This window comes from Cellulomonas soli, from assembly GCF_013409305.1.
Lineage (GTDB): Bacteria > Actinomycetota > Actinomycetes > Actinomycetales > Cellulomonadaceae > Cellulomonas > Cellulomonas soli.
This window is the reverse complement of the sequence record NZ_JACBZJ010000001.1, coordinates 2,167,024-2,186,744: the sequence shown is the minus strand read 5'-3', so window position 1 is coordinate 2,186,744 and position 19,721 is coordinate 2,167,024. Positions and strand designations below refer to the sequence as shown.

General features: G+C 71.0%; 16 protein-coding genes. 9 read left to right on the top strand and 7 right to left on the bottom strand.

The window, feature by feature from the left end:
- Positions 1–163: 163 nt before the first annotated feature.
- Positions 164–1,357: an IS30 family transposase gene (locus tag BKA22_RS10165; RefSeq protein ID WP_146954894.1), complete on the top strand. Its 1,194-nt coding sequence runs from the start codon at positions 164–166 to the stop codon at positions 1,355–1,357.
- Between the two features lie 74 nt (positions 1,358–1,431).
- Here BKA22_RS10165 and BKA22_RS10160 read toward each other — a convergent pair whose 3' ends face one another.
- On the bottom strand, positions 1,432–4,011 hold the full coding sequence (locus BKA22_RS10160) for an ATP-dependent Clp protease ATP-binding subunit (protein ID WP_146954550.1): 2,580 nt from the start codon (positions 4,009–4,011) through the stop codon (positions 1,432–1,434).
- Between the two features lie 261 nt (positions 4,012–4,272).
- Here BKA22_RS10160 and BKA22_RS10155 point away from each other — a divergent pair, with 261 nt between their 5' ends.
- From BKA22_RS10155 to BKA22_RS10145, 3 genes are all read left to right on the top strand, one after another.
- Positions 4,273–6,615: a beta-L-arabinofuranosidase domain-containing protein gene (locus BKA22_RS10155; protein ID WP_146954549.1), complete on the top strand. Its 2,343-nt coding sequence runs from the start codon at positions 4,273–4,275 to the stop codon at positions 6,613–6,615.
- Between the two features lie 139 nt (positions 6,616–6,754).
- Positions 6,755–7,000 carry a hypothetical protein gene (locus tag BKA22_RS10150; protein ID WP_146954548.1) on the top strand — a complete coding sequence of 82 codons (246 nt, stop codon included), beginning with the start codon at positions 6,755–6,757 and terminating at the stop codon, positions 6,998–7,000.
- A gap of 164 nt (positions 7,001–7,164) precedes the next feature.
- The gene (locus BKA22_RS10145) at positions 7,165–8,232 is read left to right on the top strand and encodes a LacI family DNA-binding transcriptional regulator (protein ID WP_223203734.1); all 1,068 of its coding nucleotides are present in this window, start codon (positions 7,165–7,167) and stop codon (positions 8,230–8,232) included.
- Here the strand turns inward: BKA22_RS10145 and BKA22_RS10140 are convergent.
- The 4 genes from BKA22_RS10140 to BKA22_RS10125 form a co-directional block, all read right to left on the bottom strand.
- On the bottom strand, positions 8,213–9,022 hold the full coding sequence (locus BKA22_RS10140; RefSeq protein WP_146954547.1) for a hypothetical protein: 810 nt from the start codon (positions 9,020–9,022) through the stop codon (positions 8,213–8,215). The two genes, BKA22_RS10145 and BKA22_RS10140, sit on opposite strands and share 20 nt — an antisense overlap.
- 185 nt (positions 9,023–9,207) lie before the next feature.
- Positions 9,208–9,999 (bottom strand): LppX_LprAFG lipoprotein, encoded by a 792-nt coding sequence (locus tag BKA22_RS10135; RefSeq protein ID WP_146954546.1) that lies wholly within the window; start codon positions 9,997–9,999, stop codon positions 9,208–9,210.
- Between the two features lie 160 nt (positions 10,000–10,159).
- Entirely contained in the window at positions 10,160–10,609 is a 450-nt protein-coding gene (locus BKA22_RS10130) for an acyl-CoA thioesterase (protein ID WP_223203733.1), read from the bottom strand.
- Between the two features lie 5 nt (positions 10,610–10,614).
- Complete coding sequence (locus BKA22_RS10125) at positions 10,615–11,892, bottom strand: multidrug effflux MFS transporter (protein WP_223203732.1); 1,278 nt, start codon at positions 11,890–11,892, stop codon at positions 10,615–10,617.
- Positions 11,893–12,045: 153 nt separating this feature from the next.
- Here BKA22_RS10125 and BKA22_RS10120 point away from each other — a divergent pair, with 153 nt between their 5' ends.
- Positions 12,046–12,501 (top strand): MarR family winged helix-turn-helix transcriptional regulator, encoded by a 456-nt coding sequence (locus BKA22_RS10120; RefSeq protein ID WP_146954545.1) that lies wholly within the window; start codon positions 12,046–12,048, stop codon positions 12,499–12,501.
- 150 nt (positions 12,502–12,651) lie between these two features.
- On the opposite strand, the gene BKA22_RS10115 is transcribed toward BKA22_RS10120, so the two are convergent.
- Entirely contained in the window at positions 12,652–12,879 is a 228-nt protein-coding gene (locus tag BKA22_RS10115; protein WP_179561735.1) for a transposase, read from the bottom strand.
- A 514-nt stretch (positions 12,880–13,393) separates the two neighbouring features.
- Here BKA22_RS10115 and BKA22_RS19805 point away from each other — a divergent pair.
- The 4 genes from BKA22_RS19805 to BKA22_RS10100 all read left to right on the top strand — a co-directional run bounded on the left by BKA22_RS19805 (position 13,394) and on the right by BKA22_RS10100 (position 17,384).
- Entirely contained in the window at positions 13,394–13,516 is a 123-nt protein-coding gene (locus BKA22_RS19805) for a hypothetical protein (RefSeq protein ID WP_257024095.1), read from the top strand.
- Positions 13,513–15,126, top strand: a complete 1,614-nt coding sequence (locus BKA22_RS10110; RefSeq protein ID WP_146954543.1) for a hypothetical protein — start codon at positions 13,513–13,515, stop codon at positions 15,124–15,126. Before BKA22_RS19805 ends, BKA22_RS10110 begins: the two co-directional genes overlap by 4 nt.
- 153 nt (positions 15,127–15,279) lie before the next feature.
- Positions 15,280–15,897, top strand: a complete 618-nt coding sequence (locus tag BKA22_RS10105) for a hypothetical protein (RefSeq protein ID WP_146954542.1) — start codon at positions 15,280–15,282, stop codon at positions 15,895–15,897.
- Between the two features lie 356 nt (positions 15,898–16,253).
- Complete coding sequence (locus BKA22_RS10100) at positions 16,254–17,384, top strand: hypothetical protein (protein WP_146954541.1); 1,131 nt, start codon at positions 16,254–16,256, stop codon at positions 17,382–17,384.
- Positions 17,385–17,701: 317 nt separating this feature from the next.
- Here the strand turns inward: BKA22_RS10100 and BKA22_RS10095 are convergent, their stop codons facing one another.
- On the bottom strand, positions 17,702–19,585 hold the full coding sequence (locus tag BKA22_RS10095; RefSeq protein WP_146954540.1) for an alkyl/aryl-sulfatase: 1,884 nt from the start codon (positions 19,583–19,585) through the stop codon (positions 17,702–17,704).
- Positions 19,586–19,721 lie beyond the last annotated feature (136 nt).

The window sequence follows — 19,721 nt, the reverse complement described above, 5'->3', positions numbered from 1 at the left end:
GTTCTTCGCGGCCCTCGCGGTGGAGGAGGGGAACGTCTCGGCCGCTGCGCGTGAGGTCGGGGTGAATCTGAACACGGCGTTCGGGTGGGTGCGCAAGGCCGGTCTCCGCGGGACAGGCACTGGCGGCCGGGGTGGGCATCCTGGTCGGGCGGAGTACGAACGGTTGCGCGCTCAGGGAGTCAGCCGACGGCAGGCCGCTCGGCGTGTCAGCGTGCACGTGCGCACTGCTCGGGACTGGGATCGGGGCGTGCTCTCGCGAGGTCATACCCGGATCTATCCCGACGGCCGGAAGGTGGACTACCGCACCGGTGAGACCACGGCGGTCACCCCGCCGATCGGGCCGTCGATGGCCGTCGTGGAGGCCGTGCTGCACCCTCGGTTCCTGACCCTGGTCGAGCGTGAGCAGATCGCCGATCTGCGCCGTCGAGGTGAGTCGTTTCGCGCGATCGGGCGGGCACTGGGTCGGCCCGCGTCCACGATCATGCGTGAGATCAGCGCCAGGTCCGTCGACGGCATCTACCTTCCGCACCGCGCGCACCGGTCGTGGGCCTCGGGCAGGTCGCGGCCCCGGCAGGCCAAGCTCGCCCGGCACGGTCGCCTGCGTGACTACGTCGCGGGCAGGCTTGCCGAGCAGTGGTCTCCCGAGCAGATCTGTCACGCTCTGGTCCGGGAGTTCCCGGACGACGAGAGCATGCGGGTGAGCGTGGAGACGATCTACCAGGCGATCTACGTCCAGGCCCGCGGCGGTTTGCGCCGGGAGGTCGCCGACGCGCTGCGCACCGGGCGCACCCGCCGCAAGCCCCACCGGGCGCCCGAGCAGCGCACGCCTCGGTTCGTCGATGAGATGGTGATGATCTCCGAGCGGCCGGCCGAGGTCGCCGACCGGGCGGTGCCCGGGCACTGGGAGGGCGACCTGATCGTCGGGACGGGGTCGCGCTCGGCGATCGTGACCCTGGTCGAGCGCTCGACCCGTTACGTGATGCTCGGGCACCTGCCCGGCGGGCACACCGCCGAAGAGGTCCGCGATGTGCTGGTCCCGCTGATCGGGTCTCTGCCGGCGCACCTGCGCGGGTCGCTGACCTGGGACCAGGGCTGTGAGATGGCCGCCCACCAGCAGTTCAGCATCGCGACCGGGGTCCCGGTCTACTTCTGCGACCCGCACTCGCCCTGGCAGCGCGGGTCGAACGAGAACACCAACGGTCTGCTGCGCCAGTACTTCCCCAAGGGCACCGACCTGTCCGTCCACTCACCGGCCGACCTCGAGCACGTCGCTCAACAGCTCAACGCCCGACCACGCAAGACGCTCGACTGGGGCACCCCAGCCGAGCGCCTGCGTGATCTACTGACGACCACGTAGGCCACCAGGTGTTGCGAGGACCCCGAGAATCCGCCACGAGGGGCCGGGGGCGTCGTCGGTCGTGCCGGGGTGCGTCAGGCGGGAGCGAGCCCCGTGCCGCCGTCACCGCGCGAGGCGGCGGGCGGAGCAGAAGGCAGGTCCGTACCCGAGCCCGAGGTGCCGACGGTCGCACCGACGACGACGGGCTCGGCCGGGCGCTCGCCCCGCGGCACGCCGCGGAACACGAACTCACCCAGCAGGCCCTCGCCGACGGCGTCGACGATGACCGTCTGACCGGCCTTGAGCTCACCGAACAGGATCTTCTCGGACAGCGCGTCCTCGATGTCCCGCTGGATCGCGCGGCGCAGCGGCCGGGCGCCCAGGACCGGGTCGTAGCCCTTCTCCGAGAGCAGCTTCTTGGCCGCCTCGGTGACCTCGATGCCCATGTCCTTGTCGCGCAGGCGCTTGTCGAGCTTGGCGATCATCAGGTCGACGATCTGGAAGATCTCCGGCTGCGACAGCTGCGGGAACACGACCACGTCGTCGACGCGGTTGAGGAACTCAGGCCGGAAGTGCTGCTTGAGCTCGTCGTTGACCTTGGACTTCATGCGCTCGTACGACGTCGACAGGTCGCCGCCGGCCTGGAAGCCGGTCATGACGCCCTTGGCGATGTCCCGCGTGCCGAGGTTCGTGGTCATGATGATGACGGTGTTCTTGAAGTCGACCACGCGGCCCTGCGAGTCGGTCAGGCGACCGTCCTCGAGGATCTGCAGCAGCGAGTTGAAGATGTCCGCGTGCGCCTTCTCGACCTCGTCGAACAGGACGACGGAGAACGGACGACGGCGCACCTTCTCGGTGAGCTGACCGCCCTCGTCGTAGCCGACGTAGCCGGGGGGCGAGCCGAAGAGCCGCGAGACGGTGTGCTTCTCGGAGAACTCCGACATGTCGAGCTGGATCAGCGCGTCCTCGTCCCCGAAGAGGAACTCGGCGAGCGCCTTGGCCAGCTCGGTCTTCCCGACGCCCGTGGGGCCGGCGAAGATGAACGAGCCGCCGGGACGCTTCGGGTCCTTCAGGCCGGCACGCGTGCGCCGGATGGCCTGCGAGAGCGCCTTGATCGCCGCGTTCTGGCCGACGACCCGCTTGTGCAGGTTCTCCTCCATGTGGAGCAGCCGGCTGGACTCCTCCTCGGTGAGCTTGAACACCGGGATGCCCGTGGCGTTCGCCAGCACCTCGGCGATGAGCTCCTCGTCGACCTCCGCGACCGCGTCGAGGTCGCCGGACTTCCAGGCCTTCTCCTTCTCCTGGCGCTTGAGGCCGAGCTGCTTCTCGGCGTCGCGCAGGCGGGCGGCCTTCTCGAAGTCCTGCTCGTCGATCGCCGACTCCTTGTCGCGACGCGTCTCGGCGATCTGCTCGTCGAGCTCGCGCAGCTCCGGCGGGGCCGTCATGCGACGGATGCGCAGGCGGGCACCGGCCTCGTCGACCAGGTCGATCGCCTTGTCCGGCAGGTAGCGGTCGTTGACGTACCGGTCGGCCAGCGTCGCGGCGGCCACGAGCGCGGCGTCCGTGATGGACACGCGGTGGTGCGCCTCGTAGCGGTCGCGCAGGCCCTTGAGGATCTCGATCGCGTGCTGCAGGTTCGGCTCGGCGACCTGGATCGGCTGGAAGCGACGCTCGAGGGCCGGGTCCTTCTCGACGTACTTGCGGTACTCGTCGAGCGTCGTGGCACCGATGGTCTGCAGCTCGCCGCGGGCCAGCATCGGCTTGAGGATGCTGGCGGCGTCGATCGCGCCCTCGGCGGCACCGGCTCCGACGAGCGTGTGGATCTCGTCGATGAACAGGATGATGTCGCCGCGCGTGCGGATCTCCTTGAGGACCTTCTTCAGGCGCTCCTCGAAGTCACCGCGGTAGCGGGAGCCGGCCACGAGCGCGCCGAGGTCGAGCGTGTAGAGCTGCTTGTCCTTGAGCGTCTCGGGCACGTCGCCGCGCACGATGTCCTGCGCGAGGCCCTCGACGACGGCGGTCTTGCCGACGCCGGGCTCGCCGATGAGGACCGGGTTGTTCTTGGTGCGGCGGGACAGCACCTGCATGACCCGCTCGATCTCCTTCTCGCGCCCGATGACCGGGTCGAGCTTGCCGTCGCGCGCAGCCTGCGTGAGGTTGCGCCCGAACTGGTCGAGCACGGCGGAGCCGGAGGGCTGACCCTCGGCCGGACCGCCGGCGGCGACGGGCTCCTTGCCCTGGTAGCCCGAGAGCAGCTGGATGACCTGCTGGCGGACGCGGTTCAGGTCGGCGCCGAGCTTGTTCAGCACCTGGGCGGCGACGCCCTCACCCTCACGGATGAGACCGAGCAGGATGTGCTCGGTGCCGATGTAGTTGTGGCCGAGCTGCAGCGCCTCGCGCAGGGACAGCTCGAGGACCTTCTTGGCGCGCGGCGTGAACGGGATGTGCCCGCTCGGCGCCTGCTGGCCCTCGCCGATGATCTCCTGCACCTGGGCGCGCACGGCGTCCAGCGAGATGCCGAGGGACTCGAGCGCCTTGGCCGCGACACCCTCACCCTCGTGGATCAGACCCAGGAGGATGTGCTCGGTGCCGATGTAGTTGTGGTTGAGCATCCGCGCCTCTTCCTGGGCGAGGACGACCACGCGACGGGCTCGGTCCGTGAATCTCTCGAACATGTGCACTCCTCACGAGCGGCGTGCTCGTCGGCCTCCGGGGACGTCCCGGGTGCACAGACGAGGCGGCGTTGTTCGATGCTAACTGCGGGGGGTGCGCTCAACTGCCCGTGTTCGCCGCAGGCGTGACGCGGGCTCCCCCGTTCGCCGGCCGCGGCGGGGCCACCGGGCGCCCTCCCGGCCTCGCAGCGGTGCATGGTTTGATGGTGACCTGCTCCATGTGAACGCTCACACGCACCGTCGCGCGACCCCCTGAGGCCCCTGATGCAGCAGTTCCCGCTCTCCGCCGTCCGGCTGCTCGCCGGTCCGTTCCTCGACGCCCAGCGCACCGACCTGGCCTACCTGCTGGCGCTCGAGCCGGACCGGTTGCTGGCGCCGTACCGGCGCGAGGCAGGGCTGCCCGCCGTCGCGGAGTCGTACCCGAACTGGGAGTCCCAGGGGCTCGACGGGCACACGGCCGGGCACGCGCTGTCGGCCGCCGCGCTGATGTGGGCGGCGACCGGCGACGAGCGTGCGCTGACGTTCGCGACCGCGATGGTCGAGGGCCTGCGCACCTGCCAGGACGCGCTCGGCACCGGGTACGTCGGCGGTGTCCCGCACGGCGTCGAGCTGTGGGCGCGCATCGGTGCGGGCCAGGTCAGCGGCGACTCGTTCGGGCTCAACGGCGCGTGGGTGCCCTGGTACAACCTGCACAAGACGTTCGCCGGGCTGATCGACGCCGCCCGGTGCTGCCCGGCCCCGCTGGCCGCGACCGCGCTCGAGTCGGTCGTCCGGCTCGCCGACTGGTGGCTGGCCACGTCCGCGCCGCTCGACGACGTCGCGTTCGAGGCGATGCTGCGCACCGAGTTCGGCGGCATGTGCGAGGCGTTCGCCGACCTTGCCGCGCTGACCGGCCGCGAGGAGCACCTGGTGATGGCCCGCCGGTTCGCCGACCGGGCCGTGCTCGACCCGCTACTCGACGGGCGCGACGAGCTCACAGGTATGCACGCCAACACGCAGATCGCGAAGGTGGTCGGCTACCAGCGGGTCGCCGAGCTCGCGGGCGACCGGGCGTGGGCCTCGGCCGCGCGCACGTTCTGGGACGCGGTCGTCGAGCACCGGAGCCTGTCGTTCGGCGGGGACTCGGTGTCCGAGCACTTCCATCCGCGCGACGACTTCTCGGGGGCGGTGACCCACCGTGAGGGGCCCGAGAGCTGCAACACCTCGAACATGCTCGAGCTGACGCGGCACCTGTTCCTGGCCGACCCGCGCCCCGAGCTGATCGACTACTACGAGCGCGCGACGGTCAACCACGTGCTGTCCGCGCAGCACCCCGACGGCGGCTTCGTCTACTTCACCTCCGCGCGCCCGGGCCACTACCGGGTGTACTCGCAGGTCGAGCAGGGGTTCTGGTGCTGCGTGGGCACCGGCCTGGAGAACTACGCCCGGCTCGGCGAGCTGGCCCTCACGCACGACGGCGGCGACCTGCACGTGCAGCTGCCCGTGCCGGTCAGGGTCGCGTGGGCGCAGCGGGACGCGGTCGTCGAGCTGACCTCGGACTACCCGGACGTGTCCGGTCCCGCGGGCGTCACCCTGACGGTGCGCCTGGCGACGCCGCAGACGTTCACCGTGCACGTGCGTCGACCGGGCTGGCTCGCACCCGACGCCGACCTGGACCTGCGGGTGGGCGGCGTGCCGGTGACCGACGCCGCGGTCGGGGCGCACGCGGTCGGGGCGCACGCGGTCGCGGTGACGCGCACCTGGTCGGACGGTGACCAGCTCACCTACCGGCTGTCGGCGCGGGCGTTCGTCGACCGATTGCCCGACGGCTCGGACTGGGCGGCCCTGCGGTTCGGCCCGGTGGTGCTCGCGACGCGTGGTGGGGCGGACGGCCTCGACGGCCTGCACGCCGACGACTCGCGTATGGGGCACATCGCCTCCGGGCCGCTGCACCCGCTCGCGGACGCACCCGTGCTGGCCGCGGACAGCAACGAGGACCTGGCCGCCGCACTGACCCCGGTAGCGGGCGAGCCGATGCGGTTCACGCTCGACGGCGTGGCCGACCGGCCCGTGACGCTCGAGCCGTTCCACGCGCTGCACGACGCGCGCTACACGCTCTACTTCCCGACGTCCGCCGCCGACCCGTCCGCGGTGGCCCGTCGCCGTGTCGCGCTGCACGCCGCGGACGACGCGGCCCTGGTGCTCGCTACGCGCACGGTCGACCATGTCGGTTGCGGCCAGCAGCAGCCCGAGGTCGAGCACGACCTGGTCGGCGACGACTCCTGGACCGGCACGGCGGACGGCGTGCACTGGCGCACCGCGCACGGTTCGTTCTCGTACGAGCTGCGTGACCCGCAGGCGACGGCGGCGGTGCTGCGGGTCACCTACCGGGTGGGCACGGGCACGGTCGCGGCCGCCCGGGTCGACGTCGACGGCGTCCTTCTGGCGCACCTCGACGTGCTGGCCGAGCCGGGGGCCGACGGCGGTCCGGCTGCGCGGACGGTCGACGTGCCGCTCGGTGCCGCGATGCCCGGCGGGTGGCGGCCCGGGCCGCACCGGGTCACGGTGACCGCGGTCGCGGGCGGGTGCACGCCCGACGTGGTCTCGGTCAGCCTGCTCACCGCCTGACGGGTCGACCGCCCGCCGGCCCGGTCTCGGGGCTGTCGGCGGCGGCGCCCAGGATCATGCACGATTCCTCTTGACCGGTACAGATTCCGGAGTTACTTTATCGGTACAGACACCTGCTGCACCGACGAGGAGACCCGCCATGGAGAGCCCCCAGCTCGCACTTCTGCTGTCCCGCGCGGCCGTGCTGCGCGAGGTCGGCAGCGCCCGGCCCGACGCACCGGTGACCGACGACCGACGCGGGGACCGACCCGCCGGACGTCGACCCGCCGTGACGCGTCGCACCCGCGGCGCGCTGGCCACGTCGCTGCACCGCATCGCCGACGCCGTCGCACCACGACCGCTGCCCGGCTGCGTGCCCGGGCGCACCGCCACCCCGGCGCACTGACCCCGCCGCACTCGGAGACGACCGTGCCCCTGCGCACCGAACCCGGGTCGGCGGACGCGCCGCTCGCCCCGGGCCCGCCACCGCCGACCCGGCCGACCCCGCCCGCCGCCTACGCTGACCTCCATGAAGGCGGACCGGGCGGGACGGGCGGCGTCGTGGCGCGGGTGACGCTGCAGACCGTCGCCGACAAGGTCGGCGTCAGCCGGATGACGGTGTCCAACGCGTTCTCCCGGCCCGACCAGCTCTCGTCCGACCTGCGCCTCCGGATCCTGGCCGCCGCCGAGGAGCTCGGCTACGTCGGCCCCGACCCTGCCGGACGCGCCCTCGCCCGCGGCACCACCGGGGCCGTCGGCGTCCTGCTCACCGACTCGCTCGGCATGGCGTTCCGCGACGAGATCGCCTCCGGCTTCTTCGGTGCGCTCGCCGAGGAGCTCGCCCCCACCGGCCTGGCCCTGGCCCTGCTGCCGACGCGCGGCAGCGGCGAGACGATCCCCGCCCGGGACATCGCGATGGACGGCGCCCTGGTCTACGCGTGCGCGGGCGACACCCCCGCGCTCGACTGGCTCGTCCGACGCCGGCTCCCGCTCGTCTTCGTCGAGCAGCCCCCGCTGCCCGGGTACGCGAGCGTCGTCCTGGACGACGTGGGCGGCGCAGCGGCAGGGGCGCAGCACGTCCTCGACCTCGGGCACCGGGACGTCGCCATCCTGACGATGGCCCCGCACGGCGAGCACGGGCTCGTGGCGGACGTCGCCCGCGCCTCCGGCAGCTACGTCGACCGCGCGCGTGTGCGCGGCTGGACCGAGACCCTGCGCGCGGGCGGCGCCAGGGTGAGCGCCGCGCAGGTGCCGGACAACTCCGAGCGCCACGGCTACGAGGGCGCCCGCCTGCTGCTCGACGGCCCGGACCGCCCGACAGCGATCCTGTGCTTCTCCGACCTCATGGCGTGGGGCGTCGTGCACGCCGCGCAGGACCTGGGGCTGCGGGTGCCCGAGGACGTCAGCGTCGTCGGGTTCGACGACTCGGCCCTCGCCGCGCGCATCCGGCCCGCGCTGACGACCGTCCGGCAGGACCTGGCGGCCAAGGGCCGGGCGGCCGCGGTCGCACTCACCCGCGCGATCGAGGCGGCCCGTACGGGCACGCCGCTCGCCGAACCGCTCGAGACGGTCCTGCCGACCGAGCTCGTCGTGCGCCGCAGCACGGCGGCACCGAGGGTCACAGCCCGAGCTGGGTGACCTGGTCGGCGGGCGGGGCGGTGATCTGGATGTCGCTGCCCCAGCCGGTGTACAGCGCCTCCGTCGAGATCCCCATCGCGTCGAACGTGAGCTTGCGGAGCAGGTCGTCGTCGACGCCGAGCCACAGGTGGTAGGTGAGCTCGGCAGGCATGGCTGCCGCCACCTCGGCCGAGTCCACGCCCGCGGGCAGCAGGGCAGACGAGGTCTCGAGCGCCTTGGCCGTGTCGATCACGGCCACGTACGGCTGGGCCTGCACGCCGTCCAGCTCGATCGGGTCTCCGTCGGGCTCGAACGACACGAGGACGTCCTCCGAACCGGCGAACATGGCACCCGGGTCCACCTGGCCCGTCAACGCGTCGAGCGAACCGCCGAGGAGATCGCCGTCGGTCGCGGGGTCCAGGACCACGAACAGGCCACCGCTCGCCTCGCCCATGTTCATGTAGACGAGCCCGTCGACGATGACGATCTCGATCGTCTCGCCCGCCATGTCGATGGCCTGGTGCATCGCGATCGTCTGCCCGTCGAGGACGAACTCGCTCTGCGACGTCATCTCCAGGCCCTCGCCGCTCATGGTCATCGCCAGCCGTGCGGAACCCGCCGTCTGGCTCGCAGCCCGCATCCGCGCGTCCAGGTCGTGCGCGGTCACCAGCTCGGCGGCGGGGACGACCTCCGCCGCGGCCGGTGCCGATGTGTCGGTCGACGACGTGGCCTCGCCCGACTGACAGGCGGTGAGTCCGGCCAGGGCCATGAGCGGGATGGTCAGAGCGGTGATCGCGCGTCGTGCACGCATGGCGTGGGTCCCCCTTCGTCGGCGCCGTACCGGCCCGCCCCGCCGCGGGAGTCGGGCTCCGACGTGGTCCTGAGGACCACGGGTGCGGCGCGACGACCCTATCGACCCGCTGTGCCGTGGCGAGGGGCTTTCGGTGCGTCCGCTGTACGCCACCCGGACGGTCCGGACCGCCACCACCCGTTCCGCTACAGGGTGGTGATCTCCTCGGCCGTCGGCGCGACGACCGTCAGGTCCGAGCCCCATCCGGAGTAGAGCATCTCGACGACGGAGCCGTCCTGGTCGATGGACATCTTGCGGATCAGGTCGTCGTCGACGCCGATCCAGTAGACGACGGACATCTCCGCGGGCATCGTCTCCGCGGTCGAGCCGTCGGCAGCCATCGCGGCCTGCAGCGCGGCGGTGTCCAGCTCGAGCCGGTAGGGCTGGGCCTGCACGCCGTCGAGCTCGACCGGGTCGCCCTCGGGTGCGATGGAACGGATCGCGCCCTCGAGGTCGGCGATGCCGCCGGTCGGGTCCATCTCGCCGATGAGCGCGTCGAAGGCGCCGCCGAACGGGTCGGTGCCGGAGGCCGGGTCGACGGCGACGAACTTGCCGCCGGTCATCTCGCCCAGGCTGACGTACTGGATGCCGTCGACGATGCGGATCTCGGTGGCGACGCCCTCGACGTCCATGGTCATCCGCAGCTTCTGGGCGTCACCGCCGAAGACGAGGTCGGCGTTGACCTGCATCGACTGGGTGGCGTCCGTGGTGGTGACGGCCATCTGCACCGAGCCGGCGGCGGTGATCGCGGCGGTCGTGCGGGCCACGAAGTCCTCGGCGGACAGCACCGCCGACCCGGAGTCCTCGGTCGCGGCCGCGGTCGCACCTTCCGAGGCGGAGGACGCGGGCGCGGCCGCGTCGTCCGACTGGCAGGCGCTGAGCCCCAGGAGGGCCACCACCGGGATGGTCAGTGCGGTGATCGCCCGTCGTGCGCGCATGTGTCAGGTCTCCCTCGTCGGTTCCGGAGCCGCGCGGGGCGCCTGCCAGCGCCCGTGCAGGTCCGGGTGGGTCCCGTGCGCGGCGCGACGACCCTATCGGTCCGCTGTGCGGCCGTCGTGGGATCGGTGAGTGAACGCTGTGCGACCGCCGGGGCGCAGGTCACCACCCGTGCAGCTCGGGCTCCGGGCCGGTGAACCGCTCGAAGGCTGCGCGCTCGTCCTCGGTGAAGTGCCGCGGGGCGTGCGTCGCGCGGTCGAGCTGGACCATCCGGGACCGGGCGCGCAGGTAGGTCGTCGTGCCGCCCTCGTCCAGGATCTCGTAGGCGAAGTCCACCGACGAGCGGCCCGTGCGCGGCACCCACACCTCGACGGCGAACGGCACGGGCCGGAACGTCAGTGGCGTCACGTAGTCGATCTCGTGCTTGACGACGACGAGCAGCGAGGCCGTCATCGCCCCGTCCTCGTCGACCCCCATGCGGGGGAAGAGCGTGAACCGGGCGTCGTCGAGGTACCGCAGGAACGCGGCGTTGTTCACGTGACCGAACAGGTCGACGTCGGACCAGCGGACCGGCATGACGACCCGCCCGCGGCGGGGATCGGAGGTGCTCACCCTGGTCAGGGTAGGCCGACCTCCGAGACGGGGCCGGTCGCGGCGGCGCGGCGGGCCAGCGTCAGGCCACCGAGCATCACGAGCGTGCTGGTGAGCATCACGACGGCCATCGGCACGGCGCTGCGCTCCCCCGCGACCCCGACCAGCGGTGCGGCGAGCGCGGCGATCGCGAACTGGGAGGCCCCCAGCAGCGCCGACCCGGAGCCTGCGGCGTGCGGCACCTGCGCGAGCGCGAGCATGGTCGCGTTCCCCGCGACCAGCCCGAGCGAGGCGACGGCCACGAACAGCAGCACGAGCGTGGGCCACAGAGGCGTGCCGAGCAGGACGGTGTCGACCACGAGCAGGGCGCTGGCCGAGGTCATGGTGATCGCCCCGACCTGGGTGAGCCGGCGCGGCCCGACGGTGTCGACGAGCTTCGTGCTGGCGATGCTGGCGGCCATGATGCCGATCGAGTTGACCGCGAAGACGATCGAGTAGGTGCCCGTCGAGAGCCCGAGCAGGGTCTGCAGCACGAACGGCGAGGCGGAGATGTAGGCGAACATCGCGCCGAAGCAGAAGACGACCGCGATCGTGTTCCCCAGGTAGGCGCGGTCGCGGACGATCGAGGCCATGTCGCGCCCGAGCCCGGCGAGCCCGCCGCGGTGCCGCTCCTCGACGGGCAGGCTCTCGCGCACGATGAGCACGGCGGCCGCGGCCATCAGGGCGCTGACACCGGTGACGACCCAGTAGATGCCGCGCCAGCCGATCTGCGGGGCGAGCGCCCCGCCGAGCAGGGGTGCGACGACGGGCATGACGCCCTGGATGATCATGAGCCCGTTGAAGACCTTGGCGGCCCGCTCCCCCGCGGCCACGTCGGTGACGACGGCCCGGGCGAGCACGACGCCGGCCGCCCCCGCGAAGCCCTGCACGAACCGGGCCCCGACGAGCAGCCCGACGCTCGGCGCGACCGCGCACGCCGCGCTGGCCAGCACGCAGACCGTCGCCCCGACGAGCAGCGGGCGGCGACGCCCCCACTGGTCGGACAGCGGCCCGATGACCAGCTGGCCGAGCGCGAGCCCGATCATGAACGCGGTCAGCGTCAGCTGGACCGCGGAGGCCGAGACGCTCAGGTCGGTCGCGGTCGCCGGGAACGCCGGCAGTGCGAGGTCGGTGGCGAGCGGGGCGATCGCGGTGAGCAGCGCGAGCGTGCCGATGAGCGCGGCGCTGCCCCCGGTGCGGACAGGCGTGACGACGGCGGGTGCGACGACGGGGGTCGCGGAGGTCAGGGGCGCGCTGGTGGGCACTGTGGGCACTGTGGGCACGGTGGGCGCTGTGGGCGCTGCAGGCGCGGTGGAGCTGGGCACGGGTGTCCCTTCGGGACGAGGGTGAGGAGGGCAGGGGCGAGCGACGGAATGGATCTTACTTTATATCTATCTACGCGTGGATAGGATCCCGCCATGCGCACCGACGCCCCCGGACCCGACGACGACGTCGCCGACTTCGCCGCCGCCGTGCACGCCGTCGTCCTCCGCCTGCGCCGCCTCGGCGAACGCCGCCTCGGCCTCGAGCTCCTGCCCACCTCCGAGCTCGAGGTCCTCGCCCACGTCATCGACCACCCCGACGCCACCGTCACCACCGTCGCTCGCGCGCTCGGCCTGCAGAGCTCCAACGTCAGCACCACCGTGCAGCACCTGGTCACCAAGGGGCTCATGGAACGCCTCCCCGACCCCCGCGACGGCCGCCGCACCCTCCTGCGCCCCACCACCAAGGCCCAGGACGACCGGCGGCGGATCGACGGGGCATGGACCGCGGTGCTCGGGCAGTTCCTCGACGAGCTGCCCGACGCCGACCGGGGCGCGGCGCTCGCGGCGACGATGGCGCTGGCGCGGCTGGCGGAGATCGACCTGGGGTGAGGGCGCGCCCTGATCATCGACAGCGTGGATGAGGTGCGCGCCTGCGGGCGGTGACATCGAGAGGGCGGAGCACCGAAAACAAGCCTCATCTCTGTTCGGCCGGGCGAAGTAGGCCGTCGCACGGCGCAGGATCTCGTTCTCCTGCTCGACCTACCTGACCCGATGCAGCTCACGGACCTCGTCCTGATCGCCGGGCACCGGGTGTGGCTCGCGGCGGCCCGAGGCCCGGGCGTCCTCGCGGTCGGCGATCGCCAACCACCTCGCCAGGCAGGACTCGGAGATCCCGAAACTGCGGGCGACCTGCGCCCGGGACTGCTCACCGCGGCGAGCGACTGCGATCACGTCACGCCGGAACTCCGACGGGTATGCGACAGGCACGATGCTGATCCTTCCAGCGAGGACCACGTCCTCGCAGGCCAGGAGTCAACCGAACCCGGGGCAGTCCCCAGCGACCTGACCCGTTAACCACCACGGGGTTCACATCAAGCTCACTCACGAGCGGGGTAGAGCCTTTCCCGGCAGCTGCGCCTGCGACAGGTACGCCGCCGCGCGAAGCAGCGCTTCGTTCTCCTGATTGAGAAGGCGGATCCGCCTGCGAGCCTCGTGCAGCTCGGCCCACTCAGACGCGGTCACGTTCGGCCGACGCGCGCGCACGGTCTTGTGATGCCACCATCGTCCGCGGGCAGCATCGCTCTTTCAGCGAGAGGTTGGGTCCATGCAATACCGAGTCAATCCGAGTTGGCCACCGCCGCCAGACGGCTGGCGGCCTTCACCGCGATGGTCGACCACCACACGCATCTACCCCCGTCGTGGCTGGTCGAGCTGGGACCGGACACCGCACCCTTCGGGCCGAGCACTGGGGTGGTCCGTTGCCGGGCTGATCATCGGTTCCATGCTGAACCTCTGGTTCGTCTTTTCGCTGACGCTGCCGCTGCTCGGCGAAGTCGCGACGACAATTCGCGTGGAATACGGCGCTGGCACAGTCTCAACCGTCGAGACCGAACAGACACCGTGACCGCGGCGACCTCGCGGCGTGCCTTCCGTCGACTCGCGACCAAGTCCTCACGTCGAGAGCCGGCGGGCAGTTTCGAGATTCAGAACGCTCTGTACGACCAATGGTCGTGGCAGTCGCTGGCGATCTGGTGCGCGAAGCACCCGGGCCTGGACAGCGCGCTCGCGGCCTACTTCTTCGCCACTCAGGTCCCCGAGATCCTAGGTTACGTCCGTTGGGCCGGCGTAGCAGCAGGCTTCTGCGGGGCGTTGGCGGCACTGGCGATGTGGCACGCCTGGCGGGTGTGGTGCTCCATCATCGCGGGAAGTCCGCTGCGAACTAATCAGGGGTTGCTGGCAGTGGCCGGGCTGTTTCTCGTCCTCGTCAGGCGGGGCAGCATCGCTGACCGCATCGACCTCACGGTGCCGATCTTGGTTGTGTTCACTGCTGCGGCGTACCTCGCGCGTGCACTGTGGCGCCGGACCCGTATGCACACCACACACGAAGGCACTGTCGTGGTGATGACCACGGTCCTCGCAGTCGCCGTTGCGCTCATGTCCTGGACGGCCTTTCGCGGCACGGTGCCTCAGGAGCAGGACCTTGAGGTGGACGGGGGGTTGGCGATCTTCACAGCAGATCCTGACCAGGAGGTGCAGCTCCACGTGACACCGGACCAGGAGCTCTTCGGCGGTGACCTCGATCGGAATCGCCTCAGGATCCGGGTGGAGACAGACGGTCCCTGGCTGCTGCTGGCGACCGGGCGATGGGCCGGAGAGTGGTCTGGGGAGGACGAGGCCGCAAGGCGCCCGCTGACCATCGATGTGTTCGGTAAAGAACGCAGCCTCGTGGTGGACCGTTCCCGGTACCTCATCCCGTGGCTCAGCGATGGGGAGCTCACACAGCGAGAGGGATCCGGCGCCCAGGATCTGACTCTCACTCTTGATCGGCCGTACGCGTTCGACGACGCTGGCCATCGAACCTTCCTCTACCCGCCAGTGGGCTGCATGCTGAACCTCCCCTGGGCGGTCACGCTCACGCGCGGCTCTGCGGATGACACCCTGGTCGATGGTTGGGCCGTCCCAGCGGCGTGCACAGTCGTCCAGAACGGGCTCCGCTGGTCCGATGACTATGTGGAGTCCTACAGCCGGACGCCCACACTCCACCCCAACAGCCCGACCTGGGTGACTCGCACGACGACTGACACCAGCGATGAGCTCACCCGACGCCTCGACGCGCTGCGTGAGCCAGCTCAGGTCCAGGCTGATGGCAGCATCAGCATCCAGTTGTTCTTCAATGACGACGAGACCGGCCCCGGGGGCGCGCGGGACCTGGCAGAACTCACCAGCCCCGCCCAAGTATGGAAAGCCGACTCAGACAGCGCCATGGGGCAAGCCGCCCTGCGCCAAGCGATGGCCGTGACAGGCTTCGGTGCCGCCGGCGCCCTGTTGGGCAGCGTCCTACTCGCCGCACTGCGCCTTCGCATGGGTCTGGCAACTTGGCGCCAACGAAGGTTCCCTGGACCTGGCATGGTCGGCCACCCTGCTGCATGGCGCACCTGGGCGGGCCTTGACCGGCGGATGCAGGTGATATTGGACAGGGCACCACGGGAGGCAGCCCCGCTGGAGCGCCCCTAGCTCACCCCGACTCGGTCACCCTCACACCTCACAACTCGAACTCAGTGCGCGCAGCCAGATTCATGTCGACCGGGGAGCGGTCAGGTCGCCCGGGTCCTGGGCATCCGGCACCGGCGTGCTACCCGTGAGGCGCATTTGGCGAATGATGGGGCTATGGATGAGATACCAACGTGGAGCCAAACGACTGTTCGGGCCACGCTGGCCGCGATCCCCTACGTCGGCGGCGCGCTAGAGATCGTCTACTCAGACGTGCGCGCTCGTCGCGCCGCGCGCGCGGACGAACTCGTGTCCCAACTCATCACCGCGACCGGAGAGGATCGCCTTCTCAAGCGGCTGCGCGATTCGCCGGAGGTCGAGGCCGTATTCGTCACCGCCATCGACGCCGCGCTGAGGTCAAGCGTCGAGGCTAAGCGACGGCGCCTGGTGAAGGCGGTGAGTGCCGCGGTGCTCGACGATGCGCGGGTCGACGAGTCGCTCTTGGTGGCCGACGCTCTCTCCCAACTTGATGTGCCGCACCTTCTCGCGCTCGCCAGAATGGCTGATGAGTGGGAAGTCACACGGTCCGACATGTCGGATGCGGTCAGGTGGGGAGCGAGCAATGTCTTCGCCGCCACACCCGAAGCGATCCGGGCTGCTCTCGTTAGGACAGGTACGGCAAAGTCAAGCGTCGGCACGTACATCGCGCTGGCGGAGCCATCGCGTCAGGACGGCATCACAGACTTCGGCCTGTCCATCGTTGCCGACCTGCGCGCCGAGGATTGGCCCGAGTAGCGCTCGATAGTGGCTCTTCGCCGATCCAGTGGGACGGAGAGACGGGTAGGCGGGATGACGGTCCGACTGGTGGTGCCTGCAAGAGATGACCCGAAACCTGGCCGAGTTCCCCGCCCATCAGGTCAATGCGCGGAGCTCGGGGATGTCCTAGCCAGTCGCCCGTGCGACCAGCGGGTGGATGAGCTGGCTGTGCCCCTCCTGACCAGACGGTTCCGTCTCAGTCGATGCCTGGACGGTGGTGGACATCGAGGAACAGACCCGTGGGTGGGGCGACGTAGGGCAAAGGGTCGCCCCGCTTCGAGGGGGTCAGCAGCGCGGCTACTCGCCGGCGCCCTCGGTCGTTCTAGGGTTCATGGATGGCCGTACGACTCGAAGACCTGCAGCTGGTGTGGCCTCGGAAGTTGTTCTTGATAGAACTGAGGGGTACCCAGGTTGCCGTCTCGACTCCCGACCCTTGGGGGTTCTCCGAGCCAGCCGCGATGGACTTCGACGAGGACAAGACCGGCCTGCTCTTCGAGGAGGCGTTTCACGCCAAGTCGGGCGCTGAGTGGCTACAACAGGCGAGGGACGAGGGAACGGCCGGAGATCTGCTCGGATCGATCCTCACCGATCCAGACCGCATCGGTACCTATGCGCCACCCGTCTTGTATCGCGATCGGAAGGCAGGGGTCCCGGTTCGCGAGTCGGCAAAGTTGACCTGGGACGAGTTCGTCGACGTGCTCGGGGCCCTCCTCGGTGAGCTTGATGCCGCTGGCTACTTCGACGGCACGTTCGGAAGTCGCTGCGTCGACGCGCATGCGGACCACGACCGCCAGGGCGCCCTCGCCCTGTCCGACCTGATGGGATCTGAGGAGGCATGGCCACCTCAACTGTTCCTCACGACGGATGACCACATCTACACGGTCGTTGAAGCCGTCCACCACCTCATCGCTCGTCCGCGGGATCGGAGATGGCACTCCTACGGTAAGGAGTGGGACTACTCCGACTTCGCGCGACCCGCTGGGCAGGCGGTGTACCGGTGGCGGGTGAACACACTCCTGGAGCGGTATGGCACATCCCTGCGGTTGGACTCCACGGGGTTCCTGGTGGAGACCACGAACGATCCCCGTGACGAGCTCATCGAGGCCATCCAGCAGGAGCCGTCAGCGCCGAACGCTGACCAGCTTCGTCACGCAGTCGATCTGTTTCGCCGCCGCGGCGCAACTCGCGAGGACAAGCGGTCGGCCGTCGTTGCGCTGGCCGGGATCCTCGAGGAGCATCGAACGCTACTTGAGCAGGAGCTGTTGACGAAGGACGAGGGTGCTCTGTTCGAGATCGCGAACAGATTCGGGGTCCGGCATCAGCGTGCAGATCAGCACCCGGACTACGACGACGCCTACCTGGACTGGCTCTTCTGGTGGTACCTGGCGACGGTCGACCTCCTGAAGCACCTCCTGAGGCGTGGGGAACCTCAAGATGGTCGGGGCGGATCACAACCTTGGAAGTGAGACGGTCGCCGACCGCTCCTCCCCCGGTCCGTTCCGGACCGTGCGTCACGTTCCAGAAGCCCTCGCACACCCGCGTCGCGCAACCGTGGGGTGTGGACGACTTCCGCACCGGTCGCTGCCACCCCGCTCCGGTACGCGCGGGCGTCCGCGCCTCCCCGCGCCGGGCGGGTAGTCGGCGAAGGAGCAGGCCGTAGCGCACGAGGATGCTCGGACGTCCGCGGCGAGCGACGTCGACCGATGTCACCCGGCGAGGTTGGAGCACCGCGTCGTCGGTCGGAGGGCGGCACCCGGCGGTCGCGGGTTCCCGAGGCATGCCGTCACGGCGTGACGATGGCGAACCCCGGGTCGACCGGCGCGAGGAACCCGACGAGCGTGGCCAGCTCGCCCGGGTCGCCGTCGACGGTCACGGTGCCGTCCGCGAGCGCGTCGGCCAGCGGGAGGGCGCCGGTCATCAGGTCGACGAGGACGAGCCGGGTGAGCCGGAAGGTCGTGACGTCGGGCGGGGGTGCGGGGACGGTGAGGTGGTGCAGGGCGCCGTTGCGCAGCTCGGTGAGGTAGGTGGCATCGCCGGTGACGGCCCAGCACAGGCGCAGGCACGCGTCGGCGCTGGCGGGGCCGTCGATGCGCACGGCGAGGGAGTCGAACAGCTGGGTGACGGTGAGGGCGCGCAGCAGGTCGGGGGCGTTGGGGTTGGCGGGGGTGCCGAAGGAGCCGTGGCGCAGCTCGGTGGCGCCGGCCAGGTAGGCGGAGCGCCAGGTGCCGTTCTCGGTGGCGAAGCCGAGCTGGTCGAGGGTGTCGGCCTGCAGGGCGCGGGAACCGGGGTGGTCGGCGCCGGAGAAGATGACGTGGTCGAGGACCTCGGCGGCCCAGCGGTAGTCGCCGTCGTCGTAGGCCTGCTGCGCGACGGCGACGGCGGCGTCGGCGCCGCCCATGGCCCGCACGTAGCGGCGACCGGCTTCCTGCGGGGGGTGCTTCCAGAGGCGGGCGGGGTTGCCCTCGTACCAGCCCATGTAGCGCTGGTAGATCGCTTTGACGTTGTGGCTGACGGACCCGTAGTAGCCGCGGGCGTGCCAGGCGTTCTCCAGGCCGGGCGGCAGGGTGAGCAGCTCGGCGATCTCCGAGCCGACGTACCCCTGGTTGATCATCCGGACGGTCTGGTCGTGCAGGTACAGGTAGAGGTCGCGCTGGGTGGCGAGGTAGTCGACGGCGCGCTCGCGACCCCAGGTGGGCCAGTGGTGGGAGGCGAGGACGACGTCGAGGTCGTCGCCCCACAGCGCGATCGTCTCGGTGAGGTAGTGCGCCCAGGCGTGCGCGTCACGCACGACGGCTCCGCGCAGGGTCAGGATGTTGTGCAGCGTGTGGGTGGCGTTCTCGGCGGTGCACAGCGCGTGCAGGTCGGGCAGGTAGAAGTTCATCTCGGCGGGCGCCTCGGTGCCGGGGGTCACCTGGAAGACGATCCGGAGCCCGTCGACCGTCAGCTCCTGGCCGGTGCCGACGACGTCGACGGTCGGCACGATGAGGGTCGGTTCGCCGGTGGACGTGGTCTGGCCGAGGCCGGCGCCGATCTGCCCGGCGGGCCCGCGGTCGAGTGCGGCGCCGTACATGTAGCCGGCACGTCGACCCATCGCGGTGCCGGTGAAGACGTTCTCGGCGACCGCGTGCTGCAGGAACCCGGCGGGCGCGATCACGTCGGTGCGGCCGGCGTCGACGAGGTCCTGCGAGACGACACCCTTGACCCCGCCGAAGTGGTCGATGTGCGAGTGCGTGTAGATGACGGCCCGCACGGGCCGGTCGCCGCGGTGCTCGCGGTAGAGGGCGAACGCGGCGGCGGCCGTCTCCTTGCTGATCAGCGGGTCGACCACGACGACGCCGCCGTCGGTCTCGATGACGGTCATGACCGACAGGTCGAAGCCGCGCAGCTGGTAGAGCCCGGGGACGACCTCGAACAGCCCGTCGATCGCGTTCAGCCGGCTCTGCCGCCACAGGCTCGGGTGCGCGGTCGGCGGGACGTCCTGCTCGAGGAACGTGTACGCGTCGAGGTCCCACACGACCCGACCGTCGTCGGCGCGCACCTGGCGTTGCGTGCTGCGCGCGACGAGGCCGCGAGTCGCGTCCTCCAGGTCCTGCGTGTCGTGGAACGGCAGCTGCTCGGCCGCCCCGGCGAGGACGCGCAGCGTCGCGGGTGTACTGGTCGACGTCATGGTCGGCTCCTCTGCGCGATGGCGGGTGTGAGCCGAGCGTAGGAGCGCCGGGGTGGGCCCGCCCGGGGAAGCGCCGACCCCGACCAGCGGGCCCACCGGGAAAGACGGACGGCGGACCACCCTGTGGGGCGGTCCG